A 24,535-nucleotide genomic window follows, 5' to 3' on the forward strand; every position below is an offset into this window, starting at 1 on the left:
CCTTCCACAACCAAGCTCCCGTCCAACCCGCCATGCCCTACCCCGTCGCAGTGAACCCGCAGCACGCGGGCATCGCCGAAGCGTAGCGCGTTCGGCCACCCCGGGCATGCTGCAGCCGCTCGCTGTCATCCCCCGCTGCGAGCATACTGGACGCACGATACGGACTTCGAAGCTCCTGCATGGACACTCGACTGGAACAGATCGGCAGCACCTGCATCCTGCGCAGCCACGAACAGGGCCCGGTGCTGGATGGCAACGGCCTGCGTGACCTGGTCGGCGACGCCCTCGGCAACCATGCCGAATGGATCGCCATCCCGCTGCAACGCCTGCCACCGGCGTTCTTCGAACTGCGCTCCGGCATGGCCGGGCAGTGGCTGCAGATGCTGGTGAACTACCGCCTGCGCTTCGCCGTGCTCGGCGATGTCAGCGCCTACCGCGCGGAGAGCGAGTCCCTGGACGCATGGATCACCGAGTGCAACCGCGGCAGGGATGGCTGCTTCGTTGCCGATTGGAACGCCCTGCTGGCCCGCCTGCCGGCCCCGGCCAGCGCCGGCTGAACGCCGCCCGCACGCTCACCCGCGCCGAACCCGGTTCCGACCGCACTCCGACGCCACCCGCCACAGCATCGCCCACAGGCATCCCTGGCGACCCTCGATGAGTGCTTCAGAGGCAGATTCCCTGCACAGCAAAGTGGCGGCGGTCACCCTGTCGTTCTGGGTGATGAAGATCGCCGCTACCACCCTCGGCGAGACCGCGGGTGACCTGCTGTCGATGACGCTCAACCTGGGCTATGTGGCCAGCTCGGCCATCCTGCTCACGCTCTTCGCCGGCCTGCTGGCCGTGCAGCTGTCGGCGCGACGCTTCCATCCGGCGCTGTTCTGGGCGGTGGTGCTGGCCACCAGCACCGTCGGCACCACGATCTCAGACCTGCTCGACCGCACCCTGGGCCTGGGCTATGCCACCGGCGCCAGCCTGTTGGCCGCCTGCCTGGCACTGGTGCTGCTGGCGTGGCGGGCATCGGAGAAGTCGATCTCGGTCAGCAACATCGCATCGCGCCGTGCCGAAGGGTTCTACTGGACCGCCGTGCTGGTCTCCAACACGCTGGGTACCGCACTGGGCGACTTCCTCGCCGACGATTCCGGACTGGGCTTCACAGGCGGCGCGCTGCTGATCGGCAGCCTCATCGCGCTGACCGCAGTGGCCAGCCGCATCAAGGGCATCAACCGGGTCATCCTGTTCTGGATCGCCTTCGTGCTGACCCGGCCGTTTGGCGCCACCTTCGGCGACCTGCTGACCAAGCCGCTGGAAAAGGGCGGCCTGGGCTTCGGCACGGTGGGGGCGTCTCTGGTGCTATTCGCCATTCTCACGACGCTGGTGGCGCTGCCGATGCTGCAGCGGCGGGTACAGCCCGCCCGCTAGCGCGCCGTCCAGCCGCCGTCCACCGGCAACGCCGTGCCGGTAATCTGCGCCGCGGCGTCCGAGGCCAGGAACACCACCATCTCGCCGAGCTGCTCGGGCGTCACGAACTGCAACGAGGGCTGTTTCTCGGCCAGCAGCGCGCGGGCGGCGGTCTCCTGGTCCGTTCCCTCTTTTGCGGCCAAGGCGGAGATCTGCTGCTCGACCAGCGGCGTGCGCACCCAGCCGGGGCAGATCGCATTGGCGGTGATGCCGGTGCCCGCGTTCTCCAGCGCGGTCACCTTGGTGAACCCCACCACGCCATGCTTGGCCGCCACATAGGCCGACTTGTTCACCGAACCGACCAGCCCATGCACCGATGCGATGTTGATGATGCGACCGGATGCCTGCTGCTGCATGTGAGGCAGGGCCGCCGCCGTTGCATGGAACACCGCCGACAGATTCAGTGCGAGGATCGCATCCCACTTCTCTACGGGAAACGCCTCGATCGGTGCGGTGTGCTGGATACCCGCATTGTTCAACAGGATGTCGATGCGCCCCAGCGTCGCAACCACGCGGGCGATCATGTCGCGCACCGCCTCGCCGCGCGACAGATCGGCGCCATCGTGTACCACCCGCACCCCGAATTCGGCTTCCATGTGGGAGCGCAGCCTTTCGATCTCCGCCGCATCACCAAAGCCATTCAGCACAACGTCGGCGCCTTTCCGCGCCAGCGCGCTGGCAATGCCAAGGCCAATACCACTGGTGGAACCGGTAACCACCGCGACTTTTCCACTGAACATGGGCGAGCTTCCCAGGGGGGTAGGCAGCCAGTGTATCCCCGCCATGCACCAGTAGATCCACGCCATGCGTGGATGCTCCGCACCCCATTACATCCGCGCCATGCGTGGATGCCCCCCCCCTCGGCACACCCTCACATTCCCCCTATAGTCACCCCAATCCACCCAAGGATGGCCCGATGCCCCCTCGCAACGCCCTGCTGCCCGCGGTTGCCGCCGCACTGTTCGCCTCCGCTGCCAGCCACGCCGCGCCCGCGTCCGCGGCCACGCCACTCACCACCGGCAGCGTGCGGCTGGATATCAGCAGCGGTCGCGTCGAAGGCGATGTCTGCGTGGCCAACCGCCCTGCCGGATCAATGGACGCGTTCGTACTCAATGCCGGCCTGAACGTCGCACGGGTGACCGACGGCGACGGCGCGTCCGTCGGCTTCGATGGCTGGTACGACCCGGGCGTGGATGGCGAGGCACGCGTCTATACGCTGGCCCAGTCCACCCCTACGCTCTGCGTACAGTACGTCGGCGCCTTCCCGTTGTTCCCGAAGCACGACGCCCTCGGCGACTTCAAGGGCATGATGGCGTTCAACGGGGACAGCGCCCGCTTCACCGAGCAGTCCGCCTGGCTGCCACAGGCCTTCGATTCCAAGGCGCGCGTGCGCAGCAGCGAAAGCCGGTATGACCTGCAGGTGGACTGCACAGGCTGCCGCTTCCTGTACCTCAACGGCAGCCCGGCCATCGAAGGCGCGCAGGGCCGCTTCCGCAGCGACAACGCACGGCCGATCCTGCTGTTCGGCGGCAGCGGCCCGATCACCCGCACCGCGCAGGTCACCCTGCTCAACGAGACCCTGCCCAGCACGAAGGTCGATGCAGTGTCGCGCACGGTGCAGCAGGTGGCCGATGTGCATGCGCGCTACATGGGCGTGCCGCTGGCCGACCGCCCCACCTTTCTGCGCATGGTCACGCTCAACCAGATCGAGCGCGACCGCGAGGGCAGTGAATGGGGGTTCGCCACCTGGCCGACCATCGCCATGAGCGGCAGCATCGGCAACGTGGCCGATTCGCTGCTGGCCGGCGGCGAAAAGGCCGAGCGGCGCGTGCAGTACATCGCGCACGAAATGGCCCACTACTACTTCGGCACACTGAACCGCCCGCAGGGCCCCTACTTCTGGGTCCTGCTGGAATCCAGCGCCGAGTTCCTATCGATCAAGGCGCTGCGCGAGATCAGTGGCGATGCCGCGGCTGATCGCTACATCGCGCGCCTGCAATCCGCCCGCGATGCACAAAAGACGCCGCTGCCGGCGCTTGATGCCATCGACGGCAGCTCGGACCTGGGCGAGATGTACCGCTACGTCCATGCCCCCTTGCTGCTGCTCTCGCTGGAGAAGCAGGTGGGCGAAGCGAAGATGCAGGCCTTCATGCGCGGGCTGCTGGCTTCGCCTTCGCCGAGCAACTGGGCGGAACTGCAAGGCATCGCCCTGAAGGCCGGTATCGATGCCAACGCCTGGGAGCAGTGGCGAACAAGCACCCAGTAGATCCACGCCACGCGTGGATTGCTCTGCCCTACCCCATCACTTCCAATGATCCGGCCCCAGGAACGGCAGGCTCAACACAAACACCGGAACCGCCACCGGCACCAGCGCCGCGCCCAGCACCTTGCCAGCCGCGGCGCCCACGCCTGGCTTGTCCTCCCTCTCCGGCAGGATCCGCTGCGCGCGCGCACTGATCGGCTGAGCCAGCTTCGCCTTTTCCGCCAGCGCAGCAGCGTCCGGCAACTTCACGCGCTCGCCATCGCCCTCGAACAGCGCGCTGTAATAGCTGCCGCCCTTCTTTGAAAGATTGCAGGCCCGATCAAACGCCAGCGCGTAGCGGCTCCGATCCTGCGGCAGGTAGTAGCGCGCACGCTCATCCACATACTTCGCCTCGCGCGGGAGTACCTCAATCCGCTCCAGCTTGAACTGCACGACCTGTTGCGGCGTCACCTGCCCTGGCCGCAGCAGCAGCGCATAGCTGCCGTGCACCTTGGCCTTGTTGGCCGGATCGCGCCAGTCCTCATGGAAGTACATCTGCGCGCAGGCCACGGCTTCGCGCAGTGGGCTGTCCATCAGCGCGCGGTACTCACGGAATGGCGCGGCATTGAAACGCATCGGCTCTTCAAAGCGCGGCAGCAGGTACAGCTGTCCGTCATCGGCCACGAACGCTGCGCTGATTTCGCGGCTTGAGGTGTGCTCCTCCGGGCCGGTGGCACAGCCGGACAACAGGGCCAGGCACAGGGCGGAGAAGGTGAAGAGAATGGGCGTTCGCATGTCGTGTTGAAGGCTTCCCTGGGAAAACGGCTCCGCCCCGAAGGGACGAAGCCGACCCACCATCGTGCCATGGTAGCCACGCCATGCCCAATCAAACTACTGGAGATCGAGCGGGTTCAGGCGGTTGGCGCTGACCAGCCGCGACCCAGGGCGCGTACAGTGCACACACGCTTCAGCATGATGATCGCGCTGGTTGGCGTGCCATATCAAGTCGGCTTGAGCATCCATTTTCAGTGACGTCATTGGACTGAATCTGGAGCGAGCGCCACAGATGTATCGCCGTTCGACCTTTCCGTAGCGCTTGGGGATGATCCACTCACCAGCGCGCCGGATTGCTCCTTGATTGGCGAAATGAGCCAGTAGTTGCAGGCCGTGCGTCTTGGCCAGAGGTCAGAGCAGCCACTCGGCAGGCATTCGAAGAAGCGCCGCGATGAAGGCCGCACTTCCATCGTGCCGATTACGGCATCAACCGGCAGATACCGCCGTGATGCGATTTTCATCCGTTTCTTTTTTGGCGGTTGGTACCGGTATTGTGATGCCAAGGCGCGGCGCACTGTCCCGCTGCAGCAGTGCCTGATGGACTCAGAAGGCACTCTGGCGTTGCGCATGAACCGGGGTTGCAGGCCATCCCCCTTCCGCTCTGAACCGACGCCAGCGGCAACATGATTGCTGCCATTTTGTCGCAATCGCCCAGCACCTTGGCCCGCTACTGGGTAACGGACGAAGAAGAAAGCCCACTGTCTACAGGAGAACGCGGTAATGAACGCTGATGATATGAAGTCGATACCGATGATGGACCCGCGCCTGAAGCAGCGCACGAACGGATCGAGCGCACCCAGCCGCACGATCTATGTAGATCTTGATGGTGTGATGGCCGACTTCGACGCGGCATTTCCCGCCCTGTTTGGCCTTGACCATCGTTTGCTTGCCGACGATGAAATGTGGGGGCACATCAACAACCACCCGTCATTCTTCCGCGACCTTCCGCCGATGCATGGCGCAGTGGAGTTTTTCCACAGCATCCACCACTTGAGTCCGGTGATCCTCACTTCCTGTCCGAAATCGAACTATCCGCTCGCTGCGATGCAGAAGCGACAGTGGGTTCGCGAACACTTGTCAGCAACCTGCCTGGTGTTGCCTGTGCTTGGCGGGAGGCACAAGCCTCTTTTCATGCACCAGCCGGGCGATGTTCTGATCGATGACTTCAAAGAGAACTGTGAAGCCTGGACGGCGGCAGGTGGCGTAGCCATCAGGCACTCTGGCGACTGGGCCCTGACGCGTCACGCGCTTTCCGAAATAGAAGATCTGTCAGGAACGACGCTTGTGGCGGGCTGATGTAGCTCCGCCGTACTTCAACCGCTCCGCCAATCGCTGTCCCACTTCCAGCGCCGAAGCTGGGTTCTGCCCGGTAGTCAGCTCCCGAAGGCGTCGATCAGTCCCCAGGAATGCCACGCCCTGCCTGTCCAGGTGAACGGCGTCGGCCATCGAGCCGAGAGCCTAGATGCCGCTGGGCGCATACTCGCGCTTATCTGTGCCTGCACTGCCCGGGGTGGTCCAGTTGGCGATGGCCCGGGCCGTTTGGTCAGCCGCCCCTCGTTCACCGAAGCGGACACCGGTACCGCGGTTCTCACCATCTTAGGCAGAGGCATGTCCTCGGACGGCCCTGACGGTGGCCCTGAGCAAGAAAAAGGGCGCCTCTCGGCGCCCTCGTTCTCTCAACTCATTCCCACTCAATCGTCGCCGGCGGCTTCCCCGAGATGTCATAGACAACCCTTGAAACCCCCCGCAACTCATTGATGATCCGGTTGCTCACCGTCCCCAGGAATTCATACGGCAGATGCGCCCAATGCGCGGTCATGAAGTCGATCGTCTCCACCGCACGCAGCGCAATCACCCACTCATACGCACGCGCGTCGCCGACCACGCCCACCGACTTCACCGGCAGGAACACGGCAAAGGCCTGGCTGGTCTTGTCGTACAGATCCGCCTTGCGCAGCTCGTCAATGAAGATGGCATCGGCCTTGGCCAGCAGCTCGGCGTACTCCGGCTTCACTTCGCCGAGGATACGCACGCCCAGGCCCGGGCCCGGGAACGGGTGGCGGTAGACCATGGTGCGCGGCAGGCCGAGCTCGACGCCCAGGCGTCGCACTTCGTCCTTGAACAGCTCGCGCAGCGGCTCGACCAGGCCCAGCTTCATGTGCTCCGGCAGGCCACCCACGTTGTGGTGGCTCTTGATCACATGCGCCTTGCCGGTCTTGCTGCCGGCCGACTCGATCACGTCCGGGTAGATGGTGCCCTGCGCCAGCCACTTGGCGTTCTTCAGCTTGTTCGACTCTTCGTCGAAGATCTCGACGAACAGGTTGCCGATGATCTTGCGCTTGGCTTCCGGGTCGCTCACGCCTTCCAGCGCCTTGAAGTAACGGTCGGCGGCATTCACGCGAACGACCTTGACGCCCATGTGCTCGGCGAACATCGCCATTACCTGGTCGCCTTCCTGCCAGCGCAGCAGGCCGGTATCCACGAACACGCAGGTCAGCTTCTCGCCGATCGCCTTGTGCAGCAGCGCGGCCACCACGGACGAATCGACGCCACCGGACAGGCCCAGGATCACTTCATCGTCGCCGACCTGCTCGCGTACGCGGGCGATCTGATCGTCGATGATGTTGGCGGCAGTCCACAGGGTCTGGCAGCCGCACACGTCCACCACGAAACGGCGCAGCAGCGCCTGGCCCTGCAGGGTGTGGGTCACTTCCGGGTGGAACTGCACGCCGTACCAGCGCTTTTCTTCATTGGCCATCGCGGCCACCGGAATGCGGTCGGTGGTGGCGGTGATGGTGAAGCCCGGGGGCGCGACGGAGACGTGGTCGCCGTGGCTCATCCAGACATTCAGCTTCGGCTCGCCACCGTGGTCGCTCAAGCCCTTGAAAAGGGCATCCGGATTGATCACGTTTACTTCGGCGTGGCCGAATTCGCGCTGGTCGGCGGCTTCGGTGGCACCGCCCAGCTGCGCGGCCAGGGTCTGCATGCCGTAGCAGATGCCGAAGATCGGCAAGCCGCTGTCGAACACTTCCTGCGGCGCAGCCGGCGCACCCGGCAACGTGGTCGATTCCGGGCCACCGGACAGGATGATGCCCTTGGCACCGAACGCGGCGATCTCGGCCGGGTTGTGGTCCCACGCCCAGATTTCGCAGTAGACGCCCAGCTCGCGGATGCGGCGGGCGATCAGCTGCGTGTACTGCGCGCCGAAATCGAGGATGAGGATCTTGTCGTTATGGATGTTGGTCATGGTGCCGTTCCAGTGGTGTTTTTCGCAGTGCCCGGCGCTTCAAGGCTCTGCGTCAGCGTGGCGATGAATGCCTTGCGTTGTTGAATATGTGAGGCGTCTTCCTCATCCCAGCGCAGCATCAGCAGGCCATGCGGAGCGTTGGGGTTGGAGCGGTCGGCGCGCGGCAGCTCGGCGATTTCCTGCACCTCGGTGCCGGGCACGATGCGCCGTTGCAGCGCGCGGATCGGGTAGCCGGAATCCACCGCTTCGCCCCAGGAGGCGAACTGCACGCTCATCCGTTTCGGCTCCAGCGGCCCCAGCTCGGCGGTCACCGCAGGATGCTCCAGCGTGTTGCCCAGCTCGGTAATGCATTTCAGCGTGACCTGCAGCGGGCGCTCGCCAGTCCCCTTCAGCAGCCAGCGCTGCTCGCCTGCGGCCTGCACCTGCCAGCCGTTCGGCAGCGAGAACGCGTTCTGGCACGCCTGCACGTCCTGCAATTGCGAAACCGCCGCGCCCGGAGACCCGGAGCGCGGCGGCGGTTCGGACAACGAACAGCCTGCCATCAGCAGGCTGCCCGTAATCGCAAGCGCAGTTCGAAAGCGCATCAGGCGCGGTAGTTCGGCGGCTCTTTGGTGATCGTCACGTCGTGGACGTGGCTCTCACGCTGGCCGGCGCCGCTGATCTTCACGAACTTCGGCTTGCTGCGCATGTCTTCGATGGTGGCGCAGCCCAGGTAGCCCATGGTGGCACGCAGGCCGCCCATCAGCTGGTGGATGATGCCGCCGACCGGGCCGCGGTACGGCACACGGCCTTCGATGCCTTCCGGCACCAGCTTGTCGGCCGTGGCGGCGTCCTGGAAGTAGCGGTCCTTCGACCCCTTTTCCATCGCAGCCAGCGAACCCATGCCGCGGTAGCTCTTGTACGAACGGCCCTGGTAGAGCTCGGTCTCGCCCGGCGATTCCTCGGTACCGGCCAGCAGGCCGCCGACCATGATGGTCGAGGCACCGGCGGCCAGCGCCTTGCCGATGTCGCCCGAGTAGCGGATGCCACCGTCAGCGATCAGCGGGATGCGGTCCTGCAGCGCTTCGGCGACCAGGTCGATCGCGGTGACCTGCGGCACGCCGACACCGGCGACGACGCGGGTGGTGCAGATCGAGCCCGGGCCGATGCCGACCTTGACCGCGTCCGCACCGCTGTCCAGCAGCGCCAGTGCGGCTTCGCCGGTGCAGATGTTGCCGCCGATGACCTGCACGTTCGGGAAGTTCTTCTTGACCCAGCTGACGCGGTCCAGCACGCCCTGCGAGTGGCCGTGTGCGGTATCGACCACGATCACGTCCACGCCGGCGGCGACCAGTGCTTCCACGCGGCGATCGGTATCGCCACCGACGCCGACAGCGGCGCCGACCAGCAGGCGGGTCGACAGATCCTTGGCCGCGTTCGGGAAGTCGGTGTTCTTCTGGATGTCCTTGACCGTGATCAGGCCACGCAGTTCGAACGAGTCATTGACCACCAGCACCTTCTCGATGCGGTTGCGGTGCAGCAGCTGCAGCACTTCGTCAGAGGCGGCGCCTTCCTTGACCGTGATCAGGCGATCCTTCTTGGTCATGATGTGGCGGACCGGATCGTCCAGCTCGGTTTCGAAGCGCATGTCGCGGTGGGTGACGATGCCGGCCAGCAGGCCGTCGCTGCCCACCACCGGCACGCCGGAGATGTTGTGCGCCTGGGTCAGGGCCAGCACGTCGCGGATGGTGGTTTCCGGGCCGACGGTGATCGGGTCGCGGATGACACCGGCCTCGAACTTCTTGACCTTGGCCACTTCCGCGGCCTGCTGCTCCAGGCTGAGATTCTTGTGGATGATGCCCATGCCACCCAGCTGTGCCATGGCGATGGCCAGGCGGGCTTCGGTGACGGTGTCCATGGCCGCGGACAGGATCGGAAGCTTGAGCTTCAGGTCTCGGGTCAACCGCGTTTCGAGGTTGACGTCCTTGGGCAGGATGGTCGAGTGGGCGGGGACGAGCGAGACGTCGTCGTAAGTGAGTGCTTCAGCCTGGATGCGCAGCATCGGCATACCCGAGATGTGGGGAAGCGCGACATTTTACCCCTTTTTCGCGCCGTGTGGCAGGGGGTAGATGCGACGCAGTGTCGCGCGGGCAGTGGTTGGTTCAGGAGGGTCTGGAACCGGCCCACAGTGGGTGCGAACCGCCCTCGGTGGGTGCGGACGGCGCACGGTGGGTGCGGACCGTTGGTCCGCACTCTCCATCTGCCGGCAATGTGCCGACCAACGGTCGGCACCCACCAATAGCAGATATCCCAACAGCAGATTTCCCCAACAACGGGTCAGCTCAGCGCTTCGGCTGCTTCCAGGGTGTTCTGCATCAGGGTGGCCACGGTCATCGGGCCGACGCCACCCGGCACCGGGGTGATCCAGCTGGCGCGCTGGGCGGCGGCATCAAAGCCGACATCGCCCACCAGGCGGCCGTCGTCCAGCCGGTTGATGCCGACGTCGATCACCACCGCGCCCGGCTTCACCCACTCGCCCGGCACGATGCCCGGGCGGCCGACCGCCACCACCAGGATGTCGGCATTGCGCACGGCCTGTTCCAGCACGTCCTTGGGGGTGAACTTGTGGCAGCTGGTCACGGTGCAGCCGGCGATCAGCAGCTCCAGGCCCATCGGCCGGCCGACGTGGTTGCTGACGCCGACGATGGTGGCGTTGCGGCCGCGCACCGGCTGGTCGGTGTGGCCCAGCAGCGTGGTGATGCCGCGCGGGGTGCACGGGCGCAGGCCGAACTCACGCAGCGCCAGGTGGCCGACGTTCTCCGGGTGGAAGCCGTCCACGTCCTTGCGCGGGTCGATGCGCTGGATCAGCCGGCGCGCGTCCGGGATGCCGGGCAGCGGCAGCTGGATCAGGATGCCGTTGATCTTGGGATCGGCGTTGAGCTGGTCGATCAGGTCGAGCAGTTCGGCCTCGGTGGTCCCGGCCGGCAGGTCGTAGTCATGGGCTTCGATGCCGACCTTCTCGGCGGCGCGGCGCTTGTTGCGCACATATACGGTCGAGGCCGGGTCGCCGCCGACCAGCACCACGGCCAGGCCCGGGCGGCTGCCGCCGGCGGCCACACGGGCGTCGACGCGCACCTTCAGGCTGTCGAGCAGGTCCTCGGCGATGCGGCGGCCATCAAGGATGCGGGCAGGATGCGGGGCGGCGGAATCGTTCATCGAATGCGGGGGACGGCGGCGGCGGGGACGCTATTGTCCCTGATTCAGGCCCCCTCGCCCACCGCGGGCTTCGGCAATCCCTCACCCGGTCGCGCCGGCCGCTGGCCGGCAATCTCAGGGCGTCGGAGCGTTTCCCTGTTTACCGGCCAGCGGCCGGCACTACCAACGGATGGTGCGCTGAGGTTGCCGGCCAGCGGCCGGCACGGCCGGGACTCATTCTTCCTCTTCAGGCACATCCTGCGGGTTCAGGGTCTTGCTGGTGCGCTTCGGTGCGGTGAACGGGGTCGGCGTCGGTACGCCCTGCGGGCTGTTGCCGTAGATCATCCGCGCGCCGGCATTCAAGCCGCCACCGGCGATCTCCAGCTCGAAGCGCTCGGCATCACGGCGGCGGATCTGCTCGGCGATCTCGATCGCGTCGTCCTCGTCCGCACCCAGTTCCACCAGCGCCGCCTGGCCGAACAGCACGGCCGATTCGAAGGTCTCGCGGATCTGGAAATCGACGCCGGCATGGATCAGCCGCAGCGAATGCTCGCGGTCGAACGAGCGCACCATCAGCTTGGCCTGCGGGAACTCATGCGCGACCAGCTCGACGATGCGGTCAGCGGCTTCGGCCTTGTCCACGCACACCGCAATCGCACGCGCGGTGGCAGCACCGGAGGCATGCAGCACGTCCAGGCGCGTACCATCACCGTAGTAGATCTTGAAGCCGAATCGCGCCGCGCTCTGGATCATCTCGACATCGTTGTCGATGATGGTCACGTCCACATCGCGCGCCAGCAGCGACTGGCTGGCAACCTGGCCGAAGCGGCCGAAGCCGATCAGCAGCACGCTGCCGGACAGGCCGTCGGCCTCGTCCACGCCCTCCAGGTTGACCGTCGGCTTCGGCGCGACGCGCTTGTAGACCAGCACCACCAGCGGGGTCAGCGCCATCGACAGCACCACCACGGCAGTGAAGTTGGCATTGATGTCCAGGTCGATCACCCCGGCCGAGGCCGCCGCGGAAAACAGCACGAAGGCGAACTCGCCGCCCTGCGCCATCAGCACGCCGCGGTCCAGCGCCTGCGCGTGATCGCTGCCCATCACCCGCGCGACCACGTAGATGCACAGCGCCTTGGCCGCCATCAACGCCAGCACCAGGCCGAGGATCAGCTGCCAGTGCGCGGCCACTACGCCCAGATCCAGCGCCATGCCGACACTGAGGAAGAACAGGCCAAGCAGGATGCCGCGGAACGGCTCGATGTCCGCTTCGATCTGATGACGGAAGGTCGATTCGCTCAGCAGCACGCCGGCCAGGAACGCACCCATCGCCATCGACAGGCCAGACAGCTGCATCAGCAGCGCCGCACCCAGCACCACCAGCAGCGCGGCGGCGGTCATCACCTCACGCGCCTTCGACTCGGCCAGCACGCGGAACAGCGGGTTGAGCAGGAAGCGCCCGACCAGCACCAGGCCGACGATGGCGCCGACACCGATCGCCACCGACAGCCAGCGTGAACCTTCGCCATCGGCACTGCCGGCGCTCGGCGCCATCCACGCCACCAGGGCCAGCAGCGGCACGATCAGCAGGTCTTCGAACAGCAGGATCGAGACGATCTTCTGCCCCGACGGCAGTGCGATGTCACCGCGTTCGGCCAGCAACTGCATCACCACGGCGGTGGAGGTCAGCACGAAGCCGGTGGCACCGATGAAGGCGACCTGCCACGGGAAGCCGAACAGCTTGGCGATGCTGGTCAGCACCACCGCGCAGGTGACGATCTGCAGCGTACCCAGCCCGAAGATCTCCTTGCGCAGGCTCCACAGGTGCGAGGGCCGCATCTCCAGGCCGATCACGAACAGGAACATCACCACGCCCAGCTCGGCGGTATGCAGGATCGCCTGCGGATCGGAGAACCAGCCCAGCCCGAACGGTCCGATCGCCAGGCCGGCGGCGAAGTAGCCCAGCACCGAGCCAAGACCGGCCCGGCGGAACAGGGGCACCATCACCACCGCCGCGCCCAGCAGGGCGACGACCTTGACCAGCTCGCTGGTCGCTGCTTCTACCGCCATGCGGTGTTTTCCCCAAGATCCAGAATCGGATTCAACAATAGAGCAATGCCGATGACGGCAATAGCACGCATGTTGCGCCGGATTGTCTTGAAGATGGAACGATACCGGGAGTTCCCCCTGGCATCATCCCGAAATCATGTACCCGCTTCGGTAGGTGCCAACCTTGGTTGGCACAAGAGCGCCGACCAAGGACGGCATCTACCAATGCATGCCCCGGCCGGGCTCACCCACCCCGACAGAACGCGGCGTAATCGATGTACCCCGGAAACGCCACGCCCGGCGCGCACACCGGGCACTGCGGGTCGGGCCGGATACCGGTCTCGCGGAAGCGCATGCCCAGCGCATCGAAGCGCAGCAGGCGGCCCACCAGTGGCTCGCCGATGCCGAGCAGCAGCTTCAGCACCTCGGTGGCCTGCAGCACCCCGGCCAGGCCCGGCAGCACGCCCAGCACGCCGGCCTCGGAACAGTTCGGCGCGAACTCCGGCGGCGGCGGTTCCGGGAACAGGCAGCGATAGCACGGCGCCACGCCACGCTGGCGGCCAGCGTCGAATACGCTCACCTGGCCGTCGAAGCGCTCGATGGCGGCATACACCAGCGGCGTGGCGTGCTTGATGCAGGCGTCGTTGAGCAGGTAGCGCAGCGGGAAGTTGTCCGAGCCGTCCAGCACCACATCGACCCCGTCCAGCAGCGCATCCACGTTCCCGGAGGTGACCCGTTCGGGCACCGCCTCGACCTCGATCGAAGGATTCAGCGCCAGCAAGCGCTCGCGTGCGGAATCGACCTTGAGCTGGCCGACACTGGCTTCGGTATGCACGATCTGCCGGTGCAGGTTGCTGCGCTCCACGCGGTCGTGGTCGGCAAAACGCAGGTGCCCTACCCCGGCTGCGGCCAGGTAGAAGCCGGCGGGTGCACCCAGGCCACCGGCGCCGAGCACCAGCACCCGCGACTGCTGCAGGCGACGCTGGCCCGCCTCCCCCACCTGCGGCAGCAGCAGGTGGCGCGAATAGCGGTCGTAGAAATCGCGGTCGGCGGCACTGGCCAGCGGTTGCACCAGCGGCAGCGACTGCTCGCGCCAAGCGACGGTGCCACCGGTCACGGAAGCGACCCGGGTGTAGCCGGCCTCCAGCAGGAACTGCGCGGCATCGGCCGAGCGCTTGCCGCTCTGGCAGATCAGCAGGATCTCCTGATCGCGGCGCGGCAGATGCGTGGCCGGATCCGCCTGCAGCTCGCCCTTGGCCACGCCACGCGCGCCTTCGGCCATGCCGCCCGCCCGTTCATGCGCCTCGCGCACATCGATCAGCACGGCGCCGTGGGCCAGGCGCTCGCGTGCCTGTGCGGGGGAAAGCTCTTGGATGCTCATGGCCGCATTATCGCGCAGACCCTGCACCCGGGGTCAGATCCCTTTTCCGCAGGAAAAGGGATCTGACCCCATTCCCCTCGAACGAAAAAGGCGGCCCTGCGGCCGCCTCTCGTGGATCACTTGCCCTTGACGTGCTTCATCAAGCGCCGCTTGGCCTTGACCTGCCGCTCGGTGAGGACGTTCTTCTTGCCCTCGTACGGGTTGGCACCCTCGCGGAAGATGAAGCTCACCGGCGTGCCGATCAGCTTGAAGCGCTTGCGGAAGAAGTTCTCCAGGTAGCGCTTGTACGATTCCTGCAGCTCCTTCAGGCGCGTGCCGTGCACGATGAAGGTCGGCGGGTTGGCGCCGGCCGGGTGCACGTAGCGCAGCTTGGAGACGTGGCCGCGGATGGTCGGTGGCGGATTGGTCTCATAGGCCACTTCCAGCGCCTTGTTCACTTCGCTGGTGGTGAAGGTCTTGTTCGCCGATTCGTGCGCGCGGTGCACCGCACGGAACAGCTCGCGCAGGCCCGAACCATGCTTGGCCGAAATGCGCACGGACTCGGCCCACGGCACGAAGCCCAGCTTCAGCGACAGCATGGTCTCAGCCTGCTCGCGCTGGTACTCGGTGAGGCCATCCCACTTGTTGATGGCGATCACCAGTGCGCGGCCGGCGTCGAGCACGGCACCCAGCACGGTGGCGTCCTGGTCGGTCACGCCCTCGGTGGCATCGAGCATCAGCACGGCCACCTGGCACTGTTCGATCGACTGCATGGTCTTGACCACCGAGAACTTCTCGACGACCTCGTCCACGCGCGAGCGGCGGCGCAGGCCGGCGGTGTCGATCAGGCGGTACTCGCGCCCGTCACGCTCCAGGTCCACCGCGATCGAGTCGCGGGTGGTGCCCGGCACGTCGGAGGCGATCATGCGCTCCTCGCCGAGGATGCGGTTCACCAGGGTCGACTTGCCCACGTTCGGGCGGCCGACGAAGGCGATGCGGATGCGGTTCGGATCGTTGTCCAGCTCTTCGCCGCTGCCTTCTTCCGGCAGGCGCTGGATCACTTCATCCAGCAGGTCATCCAGGCCCTGCCGATGCGCGGCCGAGACGGTCAGCATCTCGCCGAAGCCGTAACGGGCGAACTCGGAACGGACGCTGTCCTCGTCGGTGCCGTCGATCTTGTTGATCAGCAGCAGCGTCGGGCGCGACAGCTTGCGCAGCCAGGCCAGGATCTCATCGTCCAGCGCCGAGGTGCCCTCGCGGGCGTCGACGACGAACAGGATCAGGTCGGCTTCGGCGGCGGCAGCCCGCGCCTGGCGCGTGGTGGCACCGGCCAGGCCTTCGTCTTCACCGGCGATACCGCCGGTATCCACGACGAGGAAATGGTTGTCCTCGTCGAGGCGGCAGACGCCGTAGTTGCGATCGCGGGTGACGCCGGGCTGGTCATGGACCAGGGCGTCACGCGTGCGGGTCAAAGCATTGAAGATGGTCGACTTGCCGACATTCGGCCGTCCAACCAGGGCGACCAAAGGCAGCATCGCGATTACTCCGTATTAATTTGCCAACCGGAAGGCGGTCAGCTTGCCATCCACGTTCTGCACCAGCAGCACCCCGTCTACGACGATCGGCTGGGCCAGCAGGGCGTCACCGCCGCTCTTCGCCCGTGCCGCCATCGCACCATCGGAGGTCTTCAACCAGTGCACGTATCCCTTGTAGTCACCCACGACCACGTAATCGCCGTGCAGCGCCGGGCCGGTCAGCGAACGACGCGCCAGCCCGGTCTGCGACCACATGGCGGCGCCGGTCGCCTTGTCCAGGCCGAACACGCCACCCTTGTTGTCGGTGACGAACACATTGCCCGACGACACCGCCACGCCACCCGCACCGCCGTGGTCGCGCGCCCACAGCGGGCGACCGGTCGGGCCTTCGATGGCCATGGTCTGGTTCTTGAAGCTGCTCACGAAGAGGGTGTTGCCCTCCAGCACCGGGGCGCCATCGACGTCGGCCATGCGCTCCAGTTCGGTACGGCCTTCGCCGTTGCCGAGATTCTGCTCCCACAGGGTGCGGCCATCCTGCATGGCGAGCGCAGCGACCGCGCCTTCGTCCTTGCCGATGAACAACACGCCCGGGCCGGTGACCACCGGCGCGTTGCCGCGCACGGTCAGCGCCGGCAGCTCGCTCGGGTTGAACCACTTCTGGGTGCCGTTGCCGGCATCGAAGGCGGTCACGCGACCGTCGTTGCTGCGCACGAAGACCAGGCCCTGGGCCACGGCCGGTGCGGCAATCACTTCACCCGGAACACGGGCACGCCACTTCTCGCTGCCATCGTTGATGTCCAGGGCGATGACCTGGCCATCCAGCGTACCGATCACCACCAGGTTCTCGCCGACACCCGGGCCGCCCGACAGGCGCAGCTTCGGCTTCTTCTTTTCCTTCTGCGGCTCCCAGGTCCAGACCTTCTTGCCAGTCTGCAGGTCGATGGCGTGGACGCCACCGGTGATCGCCGCAGCGAACACATGGCCGTTGGCGACCGCCGGACCCTGGCGCACGCCGATGCGGCGCTCGCCCTTGCCCAGGTTGACCGACCAGGCCTTGTTGACCTTGACGCTCGGCTCGAACTTGACCAGTTCAGCCGGCTCCTGCGCCTTCTTCGCTGCCGCGTCCTTGCCGGCGAACCAGCCCTTCACGGTGCTGCAGCCGGACAGGGCCATGCCCATCAGGAGCACGGTGGCGACGCGGGTGATCATGACCTTCTGACTCATCAAACCGACTCCGCAGGGGCGGCGACCGTGCCGCCGGCATCCATAACCTTGGTTTCCAGCAGGCGCCGCTGCGGCGCTGCCACGTCCAGCGACTTCAGCGCCTTCTCGTACTGTTCGCGGGCACCATCACGCTTGCCCTGCGCCATCAGCGCATCGCCATGGATTTCCAGGCTGCTGCTGTCGGTGGCGCTGCCCAGCAGCTTGATCGCCTCGTCACTCTTGCCGGTGGCCACCAGCAGGCGCGCCACACGCTGGTCGACCACGCGCTGCAGGTCACCCTCGACCTTCACGCCGCGCAGGGTGGCCAGCGCTTCTTCGTTCTTGCCGGCGTCGACCTGGGCCTTGGCCAGCTGCAGCGCCGCAAGGTCGCCGTAGATGCTGGACGGGCCGGCCTCGAGCGCCTTCACCGCCTTGGCGGCATCGTCGAGCTTGTTCTGCTGCAGGCCGACCAGCGCCTTCTGGTATTCCACGTTGGCCGAGGCCAGCTTGCCGCCCTGATCCTTCTGGTACCACTGCCAGCCGGCAATGGCACCGATGGCGATGACCACGCCACCGAGGATGCTGGCGCCATTCTTCCGCAGCCAGCTGCGGACGCGTTCACTTTGTTCGTGCTCGTCGAGCAGATCGTCGATCGCCATGCGTACTCTCGCCCCGCCCATCGGGAGGGACCATTGGGTTTAATCGAAGGTGGTGAAACCGCGCCTCAGTGCGAAACCGGGACTACGGAGCCTTCAGAGGATACCTGAAAGCGTGCCACGTTGGCTCGCTGGTAGGGGGTCAGATCGACGATAGCGCCATTCTGCTGAACCTGGACCGCCGAGGCGTTGCCCAGGGTGACCCGGGTCACCTGGCCCGGCGTGAAGCTGCGGCTCTCGCCGGACTTGATCAGCGCCTTCTCGACGGTGGCGCCGTCCGGACCACCGATATCGACCCAGCTGTCGCCACTGAACTGCATGTCCAGCGTGTTGCCAGCTGCGGCCGGCGCCGGGGCCGGACGCGGCACCGGGGCCAGCGAGGCCACGTACGGGGTGGCCGCCGGCTTGCTGGCCGGAGCACTCACCGCTTCGGCCGGCGCGGCCGGCTCGACGCCCGCGGCGGACGGAGTCACCGGCACGGCGGCCGGGATCGCATCCAGCGAGGCGGTGCTTGGCGACGGGTTGGCGCTGCCATCGAAGTGGCCGCGGGTAGCGAACCACACCGGCACCGCCAGCACGGCGGTGATACCGACGTACAGCACGCGCCGGCCGAGGTTCTCGGCGATGCGGCGCGCACGCGGGGTATGGGTATGGCTGACCAGCGTGGGCGGAACCACCGGACCCACCTGGGCCTGCTCCAGCAGCTGGCTGACATCCACGTCCAGCAGGCGCGCATAGCTGCGCAGCTGGCCACGCACGAACACCGGCGCGCCGAGCTTCTGCCATTGTTCCTCTTCCAGCGACTTGACCACCTGGACCGGCATGCGCAGGCGCGTGCCGACCTCCTCGAGGGTCAGTCCGGCCGCTTCGCGGGCCTGGCGCAGGCGGGTGCCGCAGCCGGCCGCAGTCTCGAGAGCGCTCACAGTCTGGTCATCAATCACAATGCATCAACCCTGGAGTTAGGAGCCCGCTTCCTGCGGAAATTCCTGTCGAATCCGCTGGAGATAGCGATCAGATGCCGCCCGATCACCCAGCCGCGCTTCGATTTGAGACGCAAGTTGTAACACGGAACGCGTTGCGGGTGCAGCCGCAATCCTACGTTCGGCGAAGGCCCGGGCCTCCATGTAGCGCCCCTGGCGGTAGCTCAGCTGCGCCATCGCCTCGAGTGCGACCGGGTTGCCCGGCAGCGTTGCCAGCGCCGCGCGAAGGTCGCGCTCGGCACGTTCGAGCTGGCCGGCATCCAGCGCGCAGCCGCCGGCATTGGCCTGCGCCTCGGCCGGGGTGGCATAGCCCGGCGCCTGCAGCGCACGGTCGAACCACACCAGCGATTCCGCCGGCCGGCCCTGCTGGCACAGCCAGGCACCGTAATTGTTGAGGATGTCGCCCCGCTGCGGCGCCAGTTCGGCGGCCTTGCGGAAGCTCTCGCCGGCCTGCTGGATGTGGCCACGGCGCTCGTCGATGCCGGCCTGCAGCACCAGCCCGTCCGGCGCTTCCGGGGCCAGCTTGCGCGCTTCGCGCACCTTGCGTTCGGCGGCGTCGAGATTACCGACCTGCAGGTCACGACCGGCCAGGGTCAGCAGCTCCTGCCAGCGGATGTGGCGGCGCACATTGTCCGGATCACGGACCGAGTACACCGGCGCCACGCTGGGGCCCAGTTTGGCCTTGGGTTGGGATTTGCAGCCGACGACCGGGAGCGCCAGCAGGCCTGCGAACAGGGCCAGCCAGAGGCGGTCAGGCCGCGGCATCGCTCCCCTTCCCCGCCTGCAGCGTCTTGTTGAACTCCGCCTGGCGGCGGGTACGGTCCATCACCTGGCCCTTGAGCTGGCCACAGGCGGCGTCGATGTCGTCGCCACGGGTGCGGCGGACCATCGTCAGTACGTTGCTGTCGAGCAGGATCTTCTGGAAGGCGCGGATGTCGGCCTCTTCGGAACGCTCGTAGCGGGTGCCCGGGAACGGATTGAACGGGATCAGGTTGACCTTGCCCGAGTCCTTGGCCTGCACCGCGTTGTCGAACTGGCGCATCAGGCGGGCCAGCTCGCGGGCATGCTCGGGCTTGTCGTTGATGCCCTTCATCAGGGTGTATTCGAAGGTGACCGACTCGCGGCGCTTGTTGGCGCGCAGGTAGCGCGCGCACGAAGCCATCAGCTCGGAGATCGGGTACTTCTTGTTGAGCGGCACCAGGGTCTCGCGCAGCTCGTCATTCGGCGCATGCAGCGACACCGCCAGCGACACGTCGCTCTCGCTGGACAGGCGGTCGATCTGCGGCACCAGGCCGGAGGTCGACAGGGTCACGCGCTTGTTGGCCAGGCCATAGCCCAGGTCGTCGCGCATCACGCTCATGGCGCGCACGACGTTGTCGAAATTCATCAGCGGCTCGCCCATGCCCATCATCACCACGTTGGTGAGGCGGCGCATCTGGTGCGGCACGTTGCCCAGGTGGCGCGCCGCCACCCACACCTGGCCGATGATCTCGGCGGTGGTCAGGTTGCGGTTGAAGCCCTGGGTAGCGGTCGAGCAGAACGTGCAGTTCAGGCCGCAACCGACCTGCGAGGACACGCACAGCGTGCCGCGGGTCTTGTCCGGGATGTACACGGTCTCGATGGCGTTCTTGCCATCCACGCCCATCGCCAGCAGCCACTTGTGGGTGCCGTCGGCGGAAGGCTTGTCGAACACGATGTTGGGGACAACGACCTCGGCATGGGACTGCAGCTTGGCGCGCAGGACCTTGCCGAGATCGGTCATTTCATCGAAGTCGGTGACGTAGCGATGGTGGATCCACTTCATCACCTGGTGGGCACGGAACTTCTTCTCGCCGAGAACCTCGACGAAGAACTTCTCCAGGCCCGCGCGATCGAGGTCGAGCAGGTTCTGCTTGCCAGCCGTGGGTGCCGACTTCGGCAGCGGCTGGATGGCGGGGGACTGTACGACCTCGTTCACGGCATTACTCTCAGCGCGAAACGACTTCGGTGGCGGCGAAGAAGTAGGCGATTTCAATCGCTGCATTCTCGACCGAGTCCGAGCCGTGGGCGGCGTTGGCATCGATGGATTCGGCGAAGTCGGCGCGGATGGTGCCCGGCGCGGCTTCCTTCGGGTTGGTGGCGCCCAGCAGGTCGCGGTGGGCCAGGACGGCGTTCTCGCCTTCCAGGGCCTGGATCATCACCGGGCCGGAGATCATGAACTCGACCAGCGCGTTGAAGAACGGACGCTCGCGGTGCACGGCGTAGAAGCCTTCGGCTTCACGGCGCGACAGCTGCTTGTACTTGGCGGCGACGACCTTCAGGCCGGCCTTCTCGAAGCGGGCGTAGATTTCGCCGATGACGTTCTTGGCAACGGCGTCCGGCTTGATGATCGAAAGGGTGCGCTCCAGCGCCATGGGATGTCTCCAATGGAATCGGGCCGCTGATGGCCCGAAGGGTAACATGAAAAAAACCCGCGTCGGGACGCGGGCTTAGCCTGATAAACGTAGGCGAATTGTAAAAGATAAAGCGGCGTGGTGGTAGTGCCGGCCGCTGGCCGGCATTGGCTGCGCCTGCCCTGGATGAGGATTGTCGGCCAGCGGCCGGCACTACCGTCGTTGCCCATTCACCCACCTGAGCGGATTCTGACCGGACCGGGCGTTTTTGCTGCACTGCAAAATGCCATACGCTACCGTCTGGTCCTAGTATCAAACAATCGTTTGATTAAGGTCCGCCCGCCGATGGCCAAACCCGCCCACTTCTCGACCAAGGACCGGATCCTCGGCGCGGCCGAGGAGCTGTTCGCCCAGCACGGCTTCGCCGGCACCTCGCTGCGCCAGGTGACCAGCCAGGCCGACGTCAACATCGCTGCGGTGAACTACCACTTCGGATCCAAGGAAAACCTGGTCAACGAAGTCTTCCGCCGGCGCATGGACGAGATGACCGGCGCCCGCCTGTCCCAGCTTGAGCGCGCCCGTGCCGAGCACCCCGGCGAGCTGCGCCCGGTGCTGGCCGCCTTCGTCGAGCCGGCGCTGGCGCTGGCCCAGGACCGCCAGAACGGCGGCGCCTTCGTGCGCGTGATCGCGCGCGCCTACGCCGAGAAGAACGACAACCTGCGCAAGTTCCTCTCCGACCATTACGGCCACGTGCTGCGCGCGTTCGGCAAGGCCATCGGCGAGTGCGTACCCGGCCTGAGCAAGGAAGAGCTGTACTGGCGCCTGGACTTCCTGGCCGGTTCGCTCACCTACGCCATGGCCGACTTCGGGCTGATCAAGCGTCCCGCCGGTGTCACCGAAGCGGCGCATCGTGCCCATGCCGCCCATGAACTGATCCATTTCGCCGAAGCCGGGTTCCGCGCCGCCGCACGCGCCAGCGCCCTGCCCGCTTCTCCTTGATTCCACCCAGTAACTGCTGACCAACAAAGGCCCTACACCATGTCCAATTCCCTGCTAGTCCGCCGCGCCGCCGTGCTGGGTGCCGGCGTCATGGGTGCCCAGATCGCCGCCCACCTCACCAACGCTGGCGTCGACACCGTGCTGTTCGACCTGCCCGCCAAGGAAGGTCCGGCCGACGGCATCGTGCTGAAGGCGATCGCCAACCTGGGCAAGCTGAGCCCGGCGCCGCTGGCCAGCAAGTCGCTGGCTGAAGCCATCACCCCGGCCAACTACGAGTCCGGCCTGGAGCAGCTGAAGGACTGCGACCTGATCATCGAAGCCATCGCCGAGCGCATGGACTGGAAGCAGGACCTGTACAAGAAGATCGCTCCGTTCGTGGCCGACCACGCGGTGCTGGCCTCCAACACCTCCGGCCTGGGCATCAACAAGCTGGCCGACGTGCTGCCCGAGCAGCTGCGCCACCGCTTCTGCGGCGTGCACTTCTTCAATCCGCCGCGCTACATGCACCTGGCCGAGCTGATCCCGGCCACCACCACCGACGCCGCAGTGCTGGAAGGCCTGGAAGAATTCCTGGTCACCACCCTGGGCAAGGGCGTGGTCTACGCCAAGGACACCCCGAACTTCATCGGCAACCGCATCGGCGTGTTCTCGATCCTGTCCACCATCCACCACACCCAGCAGTTCGGCCTGGGCTTCGACGAAGTGGACGGCCTGACCGGCCCGCTGGTCGGGCGCCCGAAGTCGGCCACCTACCGCACCTCCGACGTGGTCGGCCTGGACACCATGGCGCACGTCATCAAGACCATGGGCGACACCCTGCCGAACGATCCGTGGCATGAATTCTTCAAGTCGCCGAAGTGGCTGGAGGCGCTGATCGCCAAGGGTGCACTGGGCCAGAAGACCGGCGCCGGCATCTTCCGCAAGGTCGGCAAGGACATCGTCGTGCTGGACCTGGAGAAGCAGGACTACCGTCCGGCCGATCGCAGCGCCGCACCGGAAGTGGTCGAGATCCTGAAGATCAGGAACCCGGCCGAGAAGTTCGCCAAGCTGCGCGAGAGCCAGCATCCGCAGGCACAGTTCCTGTGGGCGACCTTCCGTGACCTGTTCCACTACAGCGCCTACCACCTGGCCGACATCGCCGAGACCGCACGCGACGTCGACCTCGCCATCCGCTGGGGCTACGGCTGGTCGCTGGGCCCGTTCGAGACCTGGCAGGCCGCCGGCTGGAAGCAGGTCGCGCAGTGGATCGCCGATGACATCGTCGCCGGCAAGAGCATGAGCAACGCCCCGCTGCCGGACTGGGTGTTCGATGGCCGCGACGGCGTGCACGCCGCCGAAGGCAGCTACAGCCCGTCGCGCAACGCCAAGCTGCCGCGTTCGTCGCTGCCGGTGTACCAGCGCCAGCGCTTCCCGGATCCGCTGCTGGGCGAGAAGTTCGCGCCGGGCGAAACCGTGTTCGAGAACGACGGGCTGCGCATGTGGCACGACGGTGATGGCATCGCCGTGGTCAGCTTCAAGACCAAGATGAACACGGTCTCCGACCAGGTGCTCGATGGTCTGCAGGAGTGCGTGAGCCGCGCCGAGAAGGACTTCCAGGGCCTGGTGATCTGGCAGCAGAAGGAGCCCTTCTCTGCCGGTGCCGACCTGGCCGGGGCGCTGGGCCTGCTGCAGGCCGGCAAGGTCGACCAGTTTGAAGAGATGGTCGCCAACTTCCAGCGCACCAGCCAGCGCATCAAGTACTCGCTGGTGCCGGTGGTGGCTGCCGTGCGCGGCCTGGCCCTGGGTGGCGGCTGCGAGTTCCAGATGCACAGCGCCAAGACCGTGGCCTTCCTGGAAAGCTACATCGGCCTGGTCGAGGCCGGCGTCGGCCTGCTGCCGGCCGGTGGCGGCCTGAAGGAGCTGGCCGTGCGCGCCTCGCAGGCCGCTGGCCCGGGCGGTGACGTGTTCGCCGAACTGAAGAAGACCTTCGAGACCGTGGCGATGGCCAAGGTCTCCAACTCGGCGGTCAACGCCAAGGAACTGGGTCTGCTGCGCAGCACCGACAAGGTGGTGTTCAACAGCTACGAAGCGCTGCACATCGCCAAGGCCGAAGCCCGTGCGCTGGCCGAAGCGGGTTACCGCCCGCCGCTGCCGGCACGCCGCATCCAGGTTGCCGGTGACGTGGGCATTGCCACCTTCAAGATGATGCTGGTCAACATGCTGGAAGGCCGTTTCATCAGCCCGTACGACTACGAGATCGCCGAGCGCATCGCCACCGTGCTGTGCGGCGGCAAGGTCGACCGCGGCACCCTGGTCGACGAAGAGTGGCTGCTGACCCTGGAGCGCAAGCACTTCGTCGAACTGGCCCAGCAGGAGAAGACCCAGGCCCGCATCGCGCACATGCTGAAGACCGGCAAGCCGCTGCGTAACTGATTGATGGCGGGTGCCGA

The 24,535-nt window shown here is 66.4% G+C and carries 21 protein-coding genes; 6 read left to right on the forward strand and 15 right to left on the reverse strand.

Annotated elements, in window-relative coordinates; all coding sequences use genetic code 11:
* Nucleotides 1-179 precede the first annotated feature (179 nt).
* Together Q0P60_RS13990 and Q0P60_RS13995 are read left to right on the forward strand one after the other, a co-directional pair.
* Entirely contained in the window at nucleotides 180-557 is a 378-nt protein-coding gene (locus tag Q0P60_RS13990) for a DUF4180 domain-containing protein (protein ID WP_294994484.1), read from the forward strand.
* A 97-nt stretch (nucleotides 558-654) separates the two neighbouring features.
* Nucleotides 655-1,419 (forward strand): hypothetical protein, encoded by a 765-nt coding sequence (locus Q0P60_RS13995; protein ID WP_294994487.1) that lies wholly within the window; start codon nucleotides 655-657, stop codon nucleotides 1,417-1,419.
* Here Q0P60_RS13995 and Q0P60_RS14000 read toward each other — a convergent pair.
* Nucleotides 1,416-2,198 (reverse strand): 3-hydroxybutyrate dehydrogenase, encoded by a 783-nt coding sequence (locus Q0P60_RS14000; RefSeq protein ID WP_294994669.1) that lies wholly within the window; start codon nucleotides 2,196-2,198, stop codon nucleotides 1,416-1,418. The two genes, Q0P60_RS13995 and Q0P60_RS14000, sit on opposite strands and share 4 nt — an antisense overlap.
* Before the next feature lie 176 nt (nucleotides 2,199-2,374).
* On the opposite strand from Q0P60_RS14000, the gene Q0P60_RS14005 reads away from it, so the two are divergent.
* The gene (locus Q0P60_RS14005) at nucleotides 2,375-3,724 is read left to right on the forward strand and encodes a hypothetical protein (RefSeq protein ID WP_294994492.1); all 1,350 of its coding nucleotides are present in this window, start codon (nucleotides 2,375-2,377) and stop codon (nucleotides 3,722-3,724) included.
* 36 nt (nucleotides 3,725-3,760) lie between these two features.
* On the opposite strand, the gene Q0P60_RS14010 is transcribed toward Q0P60_RS14005, so the two are convergent.
* Nucleotides 3,761-4,495 (reverse strand): hypothetical protein, encoded by a 735-nt coding sequence (locus Q0P60_RS14010; RefSeq protein ID WP_294994495.1) that lies wholly within the window; start codon nucleotides 4,493-4,495, stop codon nucleotides 3,761-3,763.
* A 759-nt stretch (nucleotides 4,496-5,254) separates the two neighbouring features.
* Here Q0P60_RS14010 and Q0P60_RS14015 point away from each other — a divergent pair.
* Nucleotides 5,255-5,830 carry a hypothetical protein gene (locus Q0P60_RS14015; RefSeq protein ID WP_294994498.1) on the forward strand — a complete coding sequence of 192 codons (576 nt, stop codon included), beginning with the start codon at nucleotides 5,255-5,257 and terminating at the stop codon, nucleotides 5,828-5,830.
* Between the two features lie 385 nt (nucleotides 5,831-6,215).
* Here the strand turns inward: Q0P60_RS14015 and guaA are convergent, their stop codons facing one another.
* From guaA to ndk, 13 genes are all read right to left on the reverse strand, one after another.
* Nucleotides 6,216-7,781 carry a glutamine-hydrolyzing GMP synthase gene (gene guaA, locus Q0P60_RS14020; protein ID WP_151354968.1) on the reverse strand — a complete coding sequence of 522 codons (1,566 nt, stop codon included), beginning with the start codon at nucleotides 7,779-7,781 and terminating at the stop codon, nucleotides 6,216-6,218.
* A complete protein-coding gene (locus tag Q0P60_RS14025; protein WP_345780334.1) occupies nucleotides 7,778-8,257 on the reverse strand; it encodes a hypothetical protein in 480 nt (159 codons plus the stop codon). Before Q0P60_RS14025 ends, guaA begins: the two co-directional genes overlap by 4 nt.
* A 107-nt stretch (nucleotides 8,258-8,364) precedes the next feature.
* The gene (guaB, locus tag Q0P60_RS14030) at nucleotides 8,365-9,822 is read right to left on the reverse strand and encodes an IMP dehydrogenase (protein ID WP_294994507.1); all 1,458 of its coding nucleotides are present in this window, start codon (nucleotides 9,820-9,822) and stop codon (nucleotides 8,365-8,367) included.
* Nucleotides 9,823-10,097: 275 nt separating this feature from the next.
* Nucleotides 10,098-10,976 (reverse strand): bifunctional methylenetetrahydrofolate dehydrogenase/methenyltetrahydrofolate cyclohydrolase FolD, encoded by an 879-nt coding sequence (gene folD / locus Q0P60_RS14035; RefSeq protein ID WP_294994509.1) that lies wholly within the window; start codon nucleotides 10,974-10,976, stop codon nucleotides 10,098-10,100.
* A gap of 213 nt (nucleotides 10,977-11,189) precedes the next feature.
* Nucleotides 11,190-13,022, reverse strand: a complete 1,833-nt coding sequence (locus Q0P60_RS14040; RefSeq protein ID WP_294994512.1) for a monovalent cation:proton antiporter-2 (CPA2) family protein — start codon at nucleotides 13,020-13,022, stop codon at nucleotides 11,190-11,192.
* Between the two features lie 223 nt (nucleotides 13,023-13,245).
* Nucleotides 13,246-14,382 carry a molybdopterin-synthase adenylyltransferase MoeB gene (moeB, locus tag Q0P60_RS14045; protein WP_294994515.1) on the reverse strand — a complete coding sequence of 379 codons (1,137 nt, stop codon included), beginning with the start codon at nucleotides 14,380-14,382 and terminating at the stop codon, nucleotides 13,246-13,248.
* Between the two features lie 116 nt (nucleotides 14,383-14,498).
* Nucleotides 14,499-15,896: a ribosome biogenesis GTPase Der gene (gene der, locus Q0P60_RS14050; RefSeq protein ID WP_107232312.1), complete on the reverse strand. Its 1,398-nt coding sequence runs from the start codon at nucleotides 15,894-15,896 to the stop codon at nucleotides 14,499-14,501.
* A 15-nt stretch (nucleotides 15,897-15,911) separates the two neighbouring features.
* Nucleotides 15,912-17,120 carry an outer membrane protein assembly factor BamB gene (gene bamB, locus Q0P60_RS14055; protein ID WP_294994520.1) on the reverse strand — a complete coding sequence of 403 codons (1,209 nt, stop codon included), beginning with the start codon at nucleotides 17,118-17,120 and terminating at the stop codon, nucleotides 15,912-15,914.
* Nucleotides 17,120-17,758: a tetratricopeptide repeat protein gene (locus tag Q0P60_RS14060; protein WP_294994523.1), complete on the reverse strand. Its 639-nt coding sequence runs from the start codon at nucleotides 17,756-17,758 to the stop codon at nucleotides 17,120-17,122. Before Q0P60_RS14060 ends, bamB begins: the two co-directional genes overlap by 1 nt.
* Nucleotides 17,759-17,823: 65 nt before the next feature.
* Entirely contained in the window at nucleotides 17,824-18,696 is an 873-nt protein-coding gene (locus Q0P60_RS14065) for a RodZ domain-containing protein (RefSeq protein WP_294994526.1), read from the reverse strand.
* Between the two features lie 18 nt (nucleotides 18,697-18,714).
* Nucleotides 18,715-19,500 carry a tetratricopeptide repeat protein gene (locus tag Q0P60_RS14070; protein ID WP_294994529.1) on the reverse strand — a complete coding sequence of 262 codons (786 nt, stop codon included), beginning with the start codon at nucleotides 19,498-19,500 and terminating at the stop codon, nucleotides 18,715-18,717.
* Entirely contained in the window at nucleotides 19,487-20,692 is a 1,206-nt protein-coding gene (gene rlmN, locus Q0P60_RS14075) for a 23S rRNA (adenine(2503)-C(2))-methyltransferase RlmN (protein ID WP_294994532.1), read from the reverse strand. The genes Q0P60_RS14070 and rlmN overlap by 14 nt, the downstream gene beginning before the upstream one ends.
* 10 nt (nucleotides 20,693-20,702) lie before the next feature.
* A complete protein-coding gene (gene ndk, locus Q0P60_RS14080) occupies nucleotides 20,703-21,128 on the reverse strand; it encodes a nucleoside-diphosphate kinase (RefSeq protein WP_005409295.1) in 426 nt (141 codons plus the stop codon).
* Between the two features lie 324 nt (nucleotides 21,129-21,452).
* Here ndk and Q0P60_RS14085 point away from each other — a divergent pair, with 324 nt between their 5' ends.
* Together Q0P60_RS14085 and Q0P60_RS14090 are read left to right on the forward strand one after the other, a co-directional pair.
* A complete protein-coding gene (locus Q0P60_RS14085) occupies nucleotides 21,453-22,106 on the forward strand; it encodes a TetR/AcrR family transcriptional regulator (RefSeq protein WP_294994537.1) in 654 nt (217 codons plus the stop codon).
* A gap of 39 nt (nucleotides 22,107-22,145) precedes the next feature.
* Entirely contained in the window at nucleotides 22,146-24,518 is a 2,373-nt protein-coding gene (locus Q0P60_RS14090; protein ID WP_294994540.1) for a 3-hydroxyacyl-CoA dehydrogenase/enoyl-CoA hydratase family protein, read from the forward strand.
* The last annotated feature ends 17 nt before the right edge of the window (nucleotides 24,519-24,535 follow it).

The organism is uncultured Stenotrophomonas sp., from assembly GCF_945952405.1.
GTDB lineage: Bacteria > Pseudomonadota > Gammaproteobacteria > Xanthomonadales > Xanthomonadaceae > Stenotrophomonas.